This is a genomic window from Psychrobacter sp. TS_SC_6, assembly GCF_056156305.1.
Map to the genome: position 1 here is coordinate 2,786,531 of NZ_CM149590.1, position 13,249 is coordinate 2,799,779.

The 13,249-nt window shown below is 44.0% G+C and carries 10 protein-coding genes and 1 pseudogene; 4 read left to right on the top strand and 7 right to left on the bottom strand.

Annotated elements, in window-relative coordinates:
- The first annotated feature begins 6 nt into the window (after positions 1 to 6).
- The 4 genes and pseudogenes from AC0J5Y_RS11860 to cls all read left to right on the top strand — a co-directional run bounded on the left by AC0J5Y_RS11860 (position 7) and on the right by cls (position 3,424).
- Positions 7 to 936: a hypothetical protein gene (locus AC0J5Y_RS11860; protein ID WP_475130870.1), complete on the top strand. Its 930-nt coding sequence runs from the start codon at positions 7 to 9 to the stop codon at positions 934 to 936.
- Between the two features lie 17 nt (positions 937 to 953).
- The gene (locus AC0J5Y_RS11865) at positions 954 to 1,370 is read left to right on the top strand and encodes a hypothetical protein (RefSeq protein WP_475130871.1); all 417 of its coding nucleotides are present in this window, start codon (positions 954 to 956) and stop codon (positions 1,368 to 1,370) included.
- Positions 1,371 to 1,805: 435 nt separating this feature from the next.
- Positions 1,806 to 1,904, top strand: a pseudogene (locus tag AC0J5Y_RS11870) (YdcF family protein); the annotation flags it as partial.
- An 80-nt stretch (positions 1,905 to 1,984) separates the two neighbouring features.
- Positions 1,985 to 3,424, top strand: a complete 1,440-nt coding sequence (gene cls, locus AC0J5Y_RS11875; protein WP_475130872.1) for a cardiolipin synthase — start codon at positions 1,985 to 1,987, stop codon at positions 3,422 to 3,424.
- A 56-nt stretch (positions 3,425 to 3,480) separates the two neighbouring features.
- Here cls and AC0J5Y_RS11880 read toward each other — a convergent pair whose 3' ends face one another.
- The 7 genes from AC0J5Y_RS11880 to rsmH form a co-directional block, all read right to left on the bottom strand.
- Positions 3,481 to 4,416, bottom strand: a complete 936-nt coding sequence (locus AC0J5Y_RS11880) for a putative RNA methyltransferase (protein WP_475130873.1) — start codon at positions 4,414 to 4,416, stop codon at positions 3,481 to 3,483.
- A 164-nt stretch (positions 4,417 to 4,580) separates the two neighbouring features.
- Entirely contained in the window at positions 4,581 to 5,699 is a 1,119-nt protein-coding gene (gene mraY / locus AC0J5Y_RS11885; RefSeq protein ID WP_475130874.1) for a phospho-N-acetylmuramoyl-pentapeptide-transferase, read from the bottom strand.
- Between the two features lie 3 nt (positions 5,700 to 5,702).
- Positions 5,703 to 7,151 (bottom strand): UDP-N-acetylmuramoyl-tripeptide--D-alanyl-D-alanine ligase, encoded by a 1,449-nt coding sequence (locus AC0J5Y_RS11890; RefSeq protein WP_475130875.1) that lies wholly within the window; start codon positions 7,149 to 7,151, stop codon positions 5,703 to 5,705.
- A gap of 90 nt (positions 7,152 to 7,241) precedes the next feature.
- Positions 7,242 to 8,960 (bottom strand): UDP-N-acetylmuramoyl-L-alanyl-D-glutamate--2,6-diaminopimelate ligase, encoded by a 1,719-nt coding sequence (locus tag AC0J5Y_RS11895; protein WP_475130876.1) that lies wholly within the window; start codon positions 8,958 to 8,960, stop codon positions 7,242 to 7,244.
- A gap of 70 nt (positions 8,961 to 9,030) precedes the next feature.
- Positions 9,031 to 11,118, bottom strand: a complete 2,088-nt coding sequence (locus tag AC0J5Y_RS11900) for a peptidoglycan D,D-transpeptidase FtsI family protein (protein ID WP_475130877.1) — start codon at positions 11,116 to 11,118, stop codon at positions 9,031 to 9,033.
- Complete coding sequence (ftsL, locus tag AC0J5Y_RS11905) at positions 11,115 to 11,627, bottom strand: cell division protein FtsL (protein ID WP_475130878.1); 513 nt, start codon at positions 11,625 to 11,627, stop codon at positions 11,115 to 11,117. Before ftsL ends, AC0J5Y_RS11900 begins: the two co-directional genes overlap by 4 nt.
- A 211-nt stretch (positions 11,628 to 11,838) precedes the next feature.
- Positions 11,839 to 12,990: a 16S rRNA (cytosine(1402)-N(4))-methyltransferase RsmH gene (gene rsmH, locus AC0J5Y_RS11910; protein ID WP_475130879.1), complete on the bottom strand. Its 1,152-nt coding sequence runs from the start codon at positions 12,988 to 12,990 to the stop codon at positions 11,839 to 11,841.
- Between the last annotated feature and the right edge of the window lie 259 nt (positions 12,991 to 13,249).

The following is a 13,249-nucleotide window of genomic DNA, read 5'->3' on the forward strand; positions in this document are numbered from 1 at the left end:
TTTCACATGCCTATTCCATTTATACTAGGCGGAATGGCTTTAGCCGCAGCAGGAGTTGGCGTAGCTTCAGGTGCCAAAGGCATGTCAGACATATCTGATGCTAATAGCATTGTTGAATGGTCTCAAGTACGACTAAAGATGCAAAGAGACGTCTTGAAACTGTCTAGCTCTGACGCTAATCATGAGCTTAGGAATTTGGGTCAACTAAAAGTTGATATATTCAATAACCAAATTAGACATATCATAGATATGTTGAGAAAAATCAAAGATGCTGGCTCAAGAATTGAAAACTTCAATCAAATATTAACTGAGCAAGAATATGTAGAAATGAAACAGGGTGTTACTACCGCAGTTAAAATCGAAAACGGCATTGCAAGCGGTGTGACTGCCGGAGTTCTTACAGGTATGGGGGCTTATGGAACAGTAGGCTTATTCGGTGCAGCCTCTACAGGAACAGCCATTTCAACGCTTGCAGGAGCTGCTTCAACGAATGCAACCTTAGCTTGGCTTGGCGGTGGTTCTCTTGCGACAGGTGGTTTGGGTATGGCTGGTGGTACTATGGTGTTAGGTGGTTTAATTGCCGGTCCTGCATTAGCCATTACAGGTCTTCATTTAGCGGGGAAAGGGGAAGAAGCTCTAACTAAAGCAAGAGCAGTAGAAGCAAGAAACGATGCTAATATTGCTGAAATTGAACTGATGGAGGTTGCTGTAAAAGCCATTACTATCAACGCACTTGAGGTCCAAAAGGTATTGCTCGAAACGGTCAAACGATTTGAACAAATTAAAGTTAATGACGCGTCTGACCCAGAGGCCTTTACAACAATGCTTGCTATAGGAAAGTCACTCAAAAAGATTTTAGATCAGCCTATTTTGAATAGCGAGGGACAAGCAGTACAGAACATACGTCATAAGTGCGAAGGCTATCTTGAAATATAACTAGGAAAATCGACCATATGAAAGAAATTACCAGTAATTCGAAGAAAGCTTTTACCTCCTCCAAAGACCCTGTATCTAATGCTGCTAAAGGCTTTGAGATGCTGGTTAACGCGTACGCTGACTATAAGACGGTTTGCCAGACTGAGCATACTAAGCGCGAAGCAATTTCAGCTTGGAGAGAAGTGCAATTATCAAAAACTAACAATCAAAGAGAGTTTTTAGAGTCGTATCTCAAAGAGCGCTTTATAGAACGTAGACACGTTATTGATGAGATGTTTCATAGGCTGGACCAAGGTATTGAAAGTGATAACCCTGAATTAATTTCGATGGCAATGACTGCCATTCAAAACACAGTTCAGTCTTCACCCCTTCAGGAAGCTTCTAGTGTCCTAATGGCAATGAATGATCCATCAGTTGATAGAATTGAATTTTGAGCAAATAGTTCTTTGTTAAAAAACTAAAGTGCTTTGGCTATTTGCCTGTTAAGATAGCCAACTCTTTGTCATTATAGCTTAACTGTTATTTCGTAAAATATTGACTAAGAATAATAGACATTAATATTGATTCACCTAAAAGGTTTTTTAGTAATAGTATATATTTAAAACTAAATATCACTCTGGAAATACTTAGTTACATCTTATTATAAAATAAATCCCATCATCTGCCTTGCATTCAACACTTTGTACATGTTGGTCTAATAGTTGGTCTACAACTAGATTTATAATAAATATTATTATATTTATCAAACACTTAAATAAATAGTTTGACTTCCTCCTTCACCGCCAATCTTATATAATACCTGTTTTCCCAATCTGTCCACTCTCCCCTAAATATCCTTTAAAAACCATTAAGATAAATCTTATAGTTTTCTTATGCTTGCCAGCCCTACTCCGTTATACATCCGCTACAATGCTTGGTTTCGAGAGTACTTTGCCTTTGTCAGTGGTTGGCTTTTTGGAGAATACTAGACAGGCTGCTTATGGCTTATATTGTTGACTAGTCGAAGCGATTGATACTTCTTAGATAAAAAATAATAAGGGACGCTGTTATGATCGTAGATATTTTGTTGACGATACATTTTATCCTACTGATCCTGATTTCTTTACGGGTCTTATCTCGTCATGATTTGACTTCGCCCGCTAGATTAGCATGGATTGTCATCTTGTTTATTTTGCCTTATTTTGGTGTGCTGATTTACTGGATGTTTGGTGAAGTACATTTGGGTCATGACTTTGGGCAAAAACGCGACGATATTATTCAGCGATTACATACTCACAGTCCAAGTGCTCTTGGTCATGAGACGACGTTAGAGAAGATGATCAAGCCCGCTTATCAAGCTTCCTTTGCTTATGCAGCAAAAGCCACCGGTTTTCATACGACGGAGGGTAATCAGGCAGAGCTCATGGCAGATGCAAGCGAAACCCGCAGACGCATGATTGCCGATTTTGATGCTGCAACAGACCATATCCATGTGCTGTATTACATTTGGCTCGTCGATGGCATGGGTATTGATACAGCGCAAGCTCTCATCCGAGCAGCAAAGCGCGGTGTTACTTGTCGGGCGATGGTTGATGGCATGGGCTCACGGAAGATGGTGAGCTCAAAGATATGGCAAGAAATGCAAGATGCTGGCGTACAAGTCAGTGTCGCCCTCCCTCTAACCAACTTTATAAAAGTAATGCTGTTTAGCCGTATTGATCTGCGTAATCACCGCAAAATTACCGTTATTGATGGCAAAATTGGCTACTCAGGCAGTCGCAACTGTGCCGATCCTGAATTTATGGTAAAGCAAAAATATGCACCGTGGGTTGATATTATGCTGCGTATCGAAGGGCCTGTCGTTGCACAAAATCAGATGTTATTTGCCAGTGATTGGTTGATTGAAAACCCAGATACTCCGCTTGATAGCTTTTATTATGATAGCACGCCAAAACTTAATGGCTTCCCTGCCCAAGTCTTTTCAGATGGTCCCACTCAGCGTCACGGTACCACGCCACAGTTTTTGGGTGCTTTGATTAGCCAAGCGCAAGAGACGCTGATTATCTCTACGCCTTATTTCGTGCCCGACTATTCACTCGTCAGTATTTTATGCGCGACCGCTTATCGCGGGGTTGAAGTGACGATGGTTTTTCCAAAAAATAACGATTCCTTTATCGTTGCCGCGACCAGTCGCAGTTTTTATTGGCAATTGCTCGAAGCGGGGGTAAAAATTTATGAATATAAACCAGGCTTGTTACACGCCAAGACCTTGACGATTGATGATGAAATCGGCTTAATTGGCTCGACCAATTTAGACTTGCGTAGCTTTGATTTGAATTATGAGAATAACGTTCTCTTTAGCGATAAAAAGCTGACGGCGGATATTATCGAGCGCCAATACCAATATATCGCTGACTCAGACGAAGTAACACGTGATGAGGTCAAAAACTGGCCACTAGTTTCTAGGATTTGGAACAATATCATTGCTACGATGGGACCTGTTTTATAAGCCCATCACGTTATTTTGTGCAGTGTCTTGATAAGATAACATAGCGATAAATAAACTTATACGTTCGTTGTTTTCTGTAAAATATATACGACAAACTTGGCTTCAGTTGCAAATGTTTCGGTTGCAACTGAAGCTAGTAGTGCTTGTCTTTTTTCGGTATGCGCACGATATGCGTAAGGAGTCATAGTCAGCAAATCAGCCAAATCATCTGCTGATAATGTTAACTCAGTACTGACATTATAAGTATTAAGCAGCGTAAAATATGGTGCTAATTCTTGCAAAAACTTGTCAGAATCGTGCTCACGGACATCGTCAAACAAAGCGTCACGCATTGTTGCTAAATGCCCGATATCTGGTTTAGCAATGATTAAATAGCCTTCATCGCTTAATACTTCATTGAATGCTACGGGCAGAATAGGACTAAAAATACTGCTAATCCCATTGATACTTTGCGCACATAAAGGCAAATGAGCAGCACTGGTTACCAATGGATAAATCACTGCTGTTTTCATACCATCGTTCTTATCTTGCTGATTCCAAAGAGAACTTGCGGCCTTGCTCGCTTTTGCGAGCTCTACTATGGCAGGTTTACTAATATCTGCCGCAATCAGTGTATCCATGCCTGTCTGAGCCATCGCTTGGGTATAATAACCTTCGCCGCAGCCGATATCCAGCCAATTGACTGGTTTACCAGTTTGTTCAGATGACAACTCATTTTTTGCTAAAAGTTCCACCATTTTTTGACAAATAAGCGCTTGTAATGGCTGATAATGCCCTGCGTTTAAAAACCGTTTCCGTGCCTCGATGGACGCTTGACTATCACCCGGTGCTTTAGATTTTTTTTGTTGGACAGGTAGCAAATTAACGTAACCCTGACGCGCCACATCGAAAGGATGCGCAGTTTGTTTTGGGTGCAAGCTACCATCACAGCGCCATATATCGGTGGCAGGCTGTAGTGATGACTGACAAAGGGGACAAATAAATAAGGACACAGGTATCTCAAATCATAGCAATATGGCTGTTATTTTACCAAAATTCAGCCATGCTAAGTATTAAAAGGTATGAGAAAAGATAGTATGGGAAACAAAAAAGCCATCTCAATAAATTTGAGATGGCTTTTTAACGAATAATATCAAGATTAATCTGAGTTACTGTTCTAACGCAGCTTTAACGTCATCAATCCAAGGATTACCAAGATAATAGCGATAATCCAAAACCTTGCCACCACTTGGGTTTCTTTCCAGCCAATCTCTTCAAAGTGATGATGCAGCGGTGCCATGCGAAAGACGCGTTTTTTGCGTAGCTTATATGAGCCAACCTGTAGTATTACCGACAGTGCTTCTGCAACGAACAGTCCGCCCATAATTGCGAAAGCGATTTCTTGGCGTGTCATTACCGCAATGGTACCGAGCATTGCGCCCAGTGACAGCGCACCCACATCACCCATAAATACTTGGGCTGGATGGGCATTAAACCATAAGAAGCCAAGCCCTGCGCCAATCATCGCGCCACAGACAATAATAACCTCAGAATTGTAGGCAATATAAGGTACGTGCAAGTAATCCGCAAAGCGTACGTCACCAGAGACATATGCCATCGCGCCCAAGCCTGCAGCAACCAAGACCACTGGCAAAATCGCCAAGCCATCCAAGCCATCAGTTAAATTGACCGCGTTAGAGGCGCCATTAATCACAAAGTAAGTAAAGATAATAAAACCAATACCAAACGGCACAGCTGAAAAGGGAATCATCCAATCTTTAAAGATTGGTAATAACAAATCCTGCATCTCACGCGTCGTCACAGCATTGGGCTGTAGTGTGGCAATATAATATAAAGAAATGCCGACGAATAATGCACCCATGGATAGCCAAAAGTATTTTTTGCGAGCGATTAGACCTGTGGGGTTCTTATATTTAATTTTGAGCCAATCATCCGCCCAGCCTACCGCACCAAAGATAATCATGACAATAAGCAAAATCCAAACGTACGGATTATTCAAACGTGCCCAAAGCAACGTCGATACCCCAATTGCGCTCAAAATCAGCACCCCACCCATGGTCGGGGTACCAGTTTTGACCAAATGCGATTGCGGACCATCATTACGAATCGCCTGACCGTATTTAAGTGCACGCAAACGTCGAATAACGCGATTACCAAAAATCATGCTAAAAGCAAGGGCAGTAATGACCGCCAGTAACGCGCGCAGCGTCAAAGAAGAAACTGCAGAAAACGGGGTATAATACTGACCAAGCCAGCCAAACAACCAAACTAACACCGCCTACTCCTCGACTAGCGCATTGATAAGTGTTTCCATCGCCATGGAACGAGAACCTTTAAACAACACCGTACAAGGTTGCGCCTGCTGCGCTTGCAAATAAGGTTTTAAATACGCCAATAAACTGTCTTTATCGGTAAACGCATGGGCATTGATATCAGAAATCTCCTGCGCACCTTCGACTGTATAAGGGGCATATTCACCAACGCAAAGCAGTACATTAATACCTGTGGTTGCAATGGTACGACCCAAGCTTCGATGCTCGCTCACTGCAGCCTCACCTAACTCAGCAATATCGCCTAATACCATCACTTGCGTACCCGTTTGCGCTGCCAATACTTTGGCAGCTGCCCGTACCGAATGTGGATTGGCATTATACGTATCATCAATCAGTCGATGCATGCCTAACAGCTGACTGTTCAAGCGACCTTTGGCAGGACGCGCATTTTCAAGTCCGACGACGATATCACTAACTTCAATATTTAATGCATGGGCACAAGCAGCAGCGGCTAAAGCATTATTGACATTGTGCTCGCCCGCTAGTGGCAAGTTGATATCATGGACTTGATTGCCGATATGCAGCTTAAATTCACTGCGTTCAGGCTCGACATCTAAATGGCTGGCACTGACATCCGTATTACCAAAACCAATCACGTGTGATGTATGCTTTTCAGCGATACGGCGTAATTGATTGGTAAAATCATCTTTGTCAGGAACGATCGCAAATTGACTGTCATTCAAGGTATGGTAAATCTCAGCCTTGGTTTGGCAAATCCCTTCACGGCTGCCAAACTCACCCAAATGCGCCGTACCAATATTTAAGATACACGCAACATCTGGCTGGACAATCTCCGTAGTATAAGCAATTTCGCCAATATGGTTTGCGCCAAGCTCTAGGATGGCATAGCGATGATGATCGGACAATTCGAGCAACATCATCGGCACACCCAAGTCATTATTTAGGTTGCCACGCGTGATAAGCGTTGGGGCAAGTCTGCCAAAGATACTACCGAGCATCTCTTTACAGGTGGTCTTACCGCTAGAGCCAGTAATAGCAATAACGGTTAAATTTTGATGCTGTTGACGACGATACGCAGCCAATTGTCCTAACGCCAAACGGGTATCGCTCACCACTAACTGCGGAATGCTATTTGCATCAGCCATAGCAATAGGGCGAGCGACGATAGCCGCAACCGCACCTTGCGCGATAGCAGTGTCGAGATAATCGTGACCATCAAAATTATCACCCGTTAACGCTAAAAATATATCACCAGGCTTTATCGTACGGGTATCGGTGGCGATACGAGTGCTCATTAAATCGTTTTCTGAGCCAGATTGTCCCTCACTCAGCTGCCAATGCCCGTTAAGTGCTGCGGTCGCCGCGAGCAGATTGTCTGCTTGCCAAACATACAGCCCTTGCGACTGAATGCTGTTATCGTTGTCGGCTGTCATATTGATTACCTTATGTGATGATTACTTATATTTGATATTTAATGATTAATATTGCTTAAAAAACATAAAATCGGAAGCCAGTATTGTTATCTATACACGCCCTGCTTGTTTTAAGGCGTTTTGCAAAATAACACTGTCGTCAAAATCATAACGAACATGGTTAATTTCTTGATAGGTCTCATGACCCTTGCCAGCGATAACAACAATATCATCAGCCGCTGCTTGATTGACCGCATACTCAATCGCTGCTTGGCGAGCAGGCTCAATATGGGTGCGCTGATATTGCTCAGTACTCATCCCTGCCTGCATATCTTGCAATATCGCATTGGGGTCTTCAGTGCGTGGATTGTCTGCCGTTAACACGACTTTATCCGCGCCTGCCAATCCTGCTTGCGCCATCAAAGGACGTTTGCCCGCATCACGGTCGCCACCGCAGCCAAACACTGCCCATAGCTGGCCTTTACAGTGGGTTTTGAGACTGGCAAGCACCTGACTTAAGGCATCAGGCGTATGTGCATAATCAACGATAAAGCAGCCATCATTCGATGGCACACGCTGCATACGCCCAACCGCACCTTGCAATTGCGGGATAACGGTCGCAATGCTTTTAAAGCTAATGCCTAAAGCGACGGCAGCTGCCATAGCAGCAAGCAAATTGGCAACATTAAAGCGCCCCAATAATGGGCTAACGATATCTAAATGATTCATTGTCCCATCGCCAAAATCTGTACGTAAGCTAATCTCAACACCTTGCAGACTTGGTTTGATTTTGGCAGCAACAAACGTTGCAGATTTTGATGGGTCTAAGCTGTACGTCCAAACTATTAATTGGCTAGCGTGTGCCGTATCAAGCATAATCTGGGCATGTTCGTCATCGATATTGATAATAGCGTGGGTCAAGTCCGGAAAATGGGCTTTATCAAACAGCTTGGCCTTAGCTGCCGCGTACTCTGCCATATCAGCATGATAATCTAAATGATCGCGACTCAGGTTGGTGTAAATCGCCACCGACACTGGCATACCCTGTAAACGCTGCTGATCTAAACCATGTGAGCTGGCTTCCAATGCTAGTAGTTCAGCATTCTCCGTACCCATTTGATATAAAAATTGCTGGACCGCTAAGGCATCGCCCGTGGTATGGCTGGCTTGTACCAAAGCGCCAAGCCTACCATTCCCTGCCGTGCCCATGACTGCGCTGCTCATACCGGTGAGCTGGGTGAGTTGTGCCACCAATTGACTGATAGTCGTTTTGCCATTGGTGCCCGTCACCGCTATAACAGTTGGTAATGTCACAGGCTGCTGATACTGCAAACATGCTTGAATTAAGCTGCCCAGAAAATCACGGACATGAGGTACATATAATACAGGGCAAGGCAAAGTATCTAATTGCTGCTGAGCGATAGATTTTATATTATCGGTTTTAGTCAATTCGAGATTGGCATGAGGCAGGACATTAGCCGTAGCAAGCAAAGCAATAGGGTCGATTTCCGATAGGATAAAAGCCGCATTGTTAGCGGCTTGATAAAGGTGGTCACGGCTTTTTTGGCAATTTGGCGTATGGCTTTTTAACAAGACGAACACGTCGTTACTGGCTAGTTGACGGCTGTCTAAACAGAACTGCTGGAATGGAATATTGAGCACCGCATCCAGTTGAACAGTGGTCATTTGATGCGATGACTCACTAACAGCTGCGGTCATATTCGCTGTAAATACCTGCTGTAGACTATGTCTATCGTCGCTGCTACTAGCTGCAAGCAGCTGTTGCAAGGTAACTGTGATACTGCGTGGCGACGAGGTAGACAGGGTCATTGGCAAATCCTAAACGGTTAAAACACATCAAATAATTAAGAGGTGGATATTTAAAAATTTACTTTTATATCTATTGAGCTTCGGTTTTGAGCGGCTTATCTAAAGGCACATTGTATAAACGCAGCGCCTCTTTCATAACATTATGGAAAACAGGAGCCACGGTTAAACCAGCATAAATCTGACCACGCGGGTCTTCGATTAACATGACGCCGACCAGTTTTGGATTAGAAGCTGGTGCCATACCCGCAAAGACATTACGATACTGGTCAGTATAGTAGCCACCTTTTGGATTGATACGGCGCGAGGTTCCTGTTTTACCAGCAACGCGGTAACCATCAATAGCCGCACCTTTAGCCGTACCGCCGTCTTCTGTGACACTTTCCATCATCTGTACGATGGCCATCGCTTGTTCATGCGCCATAATACGTTTGCTTGGTAACGCTTTATCATTTTTATTCAACGTTAGCGGATGCATGACGCCACCTGCCGCCAGCGCTGAATAAGCTTGCGCTATCTGTGCCAGCGTCACCTGTATACCATAGCCATAACTGATCGTTGCCCGTCTCGAAGTTTCTTTTTCTTCTGGTGTCACCACAAGCCCACTGCCTTCACCTGGGAATTGCAGTGGTGTTTTTGCCCCAAAGCCAAACTGTCTTTGCATATTGGTAATGTCGTCAGCCGGTAGAGACAAAGCAATCTTGGTCGAGGCGACGTTACTAGATTTCTGTAGTAGCGTTGCCATCGTGATCCGCCCTAGATTACTATGGTCACGAATCGTATAACCACGGACACGGATAGAGCCAGGATTGGTATCGATCAAAGTGGTGGCAGTGTATTTCCCTGAATCTAAAGCCGCAGCAACGGTAAATGGTTTCATGACTGAACCGGGTTCAAAGACGTCAAGGAGCGCACGGTTACGCTGATTTTCACCCGTCATCTCATTCAGATTATTAGAGTTAAATGACGGCCATGTCGATAGTGCCAGCACTTCACCCGTTTGTACATCGACCACCATGCCAGTCGACCAGCGCGCTTTTTGCAAACGCCCCGCCTTTTCTAGCTCTTTATAAAGCAAATATTGCAAACGCGAATCAATGGTCAATGTCACATCTTTGCCCGGTACTTCTGGTTCAAGCTGTTTGATTTCTTTAAGACTGTTTTGTTTGGCATCTTTGAGCACCAAAACCTTACCATCATCACCCGCCAGCTCTTTCTCATACTGACGTTCGATACCAGCACGTCCTTCGTAACCACCTTCCGGATCATTGGCATTTTGTCCCATGAAACCTAGTAGTTGCGAGTTAGGCTGTGGCTGCGGATAATAGCGCTGAAAGAAGTTCTTCTCATTAACACCAGGAAAATCAAGCGAGCTAACGCTTTCTGCAATCTCTGGTGTGACTTTATTCAATAGTGGTAAATAATGCGAGCCTGCACCCGATGGCAGCGCTGCTTTGACTGCCACTTCATCCGTTACATCAATAGTAGGGTCAATAGCTGTCACTCTTTTTAGCTCATCGGCTGAGATATTGGCAGCCGCCGCAAGCGTCGTCAAATCCATATTATCCAAGCGTTTTTGCATACGTGCGATAAGCTGCGGACTTTCAGGATTGGTGATAATAATACGCTTAAGCTCGTAGTATTCACGGGCATAGTCATGCGGGCTAAAAGAGACTGTCGCGAGTGGTGCACTGACAGCCAATGGCAAATCGTTGCGGTCAGTAATCATGCCACGATAGGATTTTTGCGTGCGTTCACTAGTGATGAGCTCACTGCCTTTGTCTTGATAAAACTGAGTATTGGCAATTTGAATATAGTAAGCACGACCGATAAGTGCTACCAAAATAAGCAGCGCTATACCCCAAATCAAACGGAAACGGTTCTTATCTTGCTCGACACCGCCGCGAGAGGAAGCGCCAGACGCTTTACCCAAAATCGATCTTTTGCTTTTTAGATTTTTGACACTGGTATAAGCACCCTGTTCTTCATTCTTTTTTAAGCGACCAGATAGCTTGGCTTTACGGCCATCATCTGATTTATTATCAGGCTTGCTACTCGTTTGTCCAGATTTAGCCGCACTAGCACGGCGTAGTGGTTTAGTAACCTTGCCGCTGGCGGGTTTTTTGCTGGTCGCTTTAGCACTGGGTTTTTTATCGCTCATTGTCCTGCCTCCGCTAGGTCAGAATCGGTATCAGCAGCCTTAACGGGTGCATCGCTCACAGCATCAGCTTCGAAAACATCAGAATCATTCGTCGTTAAAGTGTCTGGAGTACTGGCATCAGGGATCACGAGTGCAACTGCTGTCGCAGCACCTGGCTGGATAATCAGCTTATCTTTGAGTGTTGGTGAAAACATCCCAAGCTCCGCAACGGCACGACTGGCAATCTGCGGCGTCGCACTAAAGGTCTGCTGTTCAATAAGTAGACGCTGATGCTCAACTTGTAATTTCCGCTCTTGTTTTTTCATGTCTTGCAAGATTTTATAATCCTGATGATACTGCTGAACACCTTCAGCCGTTTTGATGCCACTCCATACAATACCAACCGCCAACAGTACCAATATAGCCACATAGATATTTGATATTTTAAATTTACGCACAAATAAGGTGCCAACGTCGGTATTCGATGGCGTTGCGGCGCGGCGGTTTACAGGTTTGTCGGATATTGCCATGACAATCTCAAAAAAGTGAACTTCAAAATATAAAAAGCGATAACCATTTATGAGTTATAAAACTCTTATAAGCCATCAGCACCATCAATAAAACAATACCAAGCAAAAAAGTAACTGCTGAGCCTAGCAGATAATATTTACAGCTTTTTAACAGCCGCGTAATCATTAAAACATTTAGTCATATTTAAACCCCATAATTTTATAATGGCATTCATAGATGAATATCTACTACGCAGTCAGCATCAGTACGTGTTGCCATGCGTAGCCATGCACTACGAGATCGTGGGTTATGACTTATCTCTGCTTTGGTTGGACCAACCCGTTTAGGCTTACTAAAGTAACGTGGACGCTTGGGTGGCAGCGGTAGATTCTCATCTTCTGGATATTGCCCTTTACTATGACGCTGCAAAAACTGTTTGATACGTCGATCTTCTAACGAGTGAAAACTAATCACTGCTAGCTGTCCGCCTGCCTTTAATATCGGAATACTTTGCTCTAAAAAGTCGTCAACATCACCAAGCTCATTGTTAATAAAAATACGCATCGCCTGAAAGCTCTGGGTCGCTGGATGCTTGCCGCGTTGCCAGTTTGGGTGCGCAACTTTTATCACTTCAGCCAATGCTAAAGTAGAATCGTAACTGTCCATCTGCTTAATGGCACGAGCGATACGGCGACTGTGACGCTCTTCACCGAACTCATAGAGCACATTGGCCAAGGTTTCATCATCGACCGTCTCAAGCCACTGGGCAACCGACTGCCCGCGGCTAGTATCCATACGCATATCGACCGCGCCATCACGCATAAAACTAAAACCACGACTGCCATCATCAATTTGCGGTGATGAGATACCCAAGTCTGCCATTAAGCCGTCAACTTGAGTGATTCCCATTGCAGCAAGACTGTCTGTTAACGTCGCAAAGCTATCATGCACCACTTTTACGCGACTGTCGCTATTTGCCAATTCACGAGCAACGCTAATGGCCGTTGGGTCTTTATCAAAAACAATCAAGGTTGCGTCATCGGCAAGCTGGCTTAATAGCAAGCGACTATGACCACCACGACCAAAGGTAGCATCGACGTAGATACCACTTGCTTGCAAGCTATTTTGACTTTCGTCGTCTGTCTGCTTTGGTAGCGCTTTGACACCCAACACTGCGGCGACCGTTTCTTGTAATAGCACCGCATCATGGACAAAACTCAATTCGTCAGACGTGGCTTGATCTTCACTAGACTCTTGTATAAGTTTTTGAGTAGAAGTGCTTTCTTCAGAAAACAGACTCGCCGCTGACATAGAGTGATCAAGGTCAGAAGGATTGTGATTAGCATTTGGCGTATTTTTCGGCTTACTATTCGATATGGACACAAACAACTCAATAGATGATGGTCAAATTGACCAGTAATAGTAAAAAATCAGATGAAAATAAACAAGTTATGACTTACCTAACATTATTATCGCAAGGATACACGGGTAGTCAAGCGCTAGAAGGGTATTTCATTAAAAATATCCCATCTCTCTGTTATACTAGCGCTATATTTTACGCTATTTTTCAACGTTGACTTCCATTCTTTCGTCCATATTTTCACTTTTCACTACTACTTTTGACTGTCCCATTCATTAACAA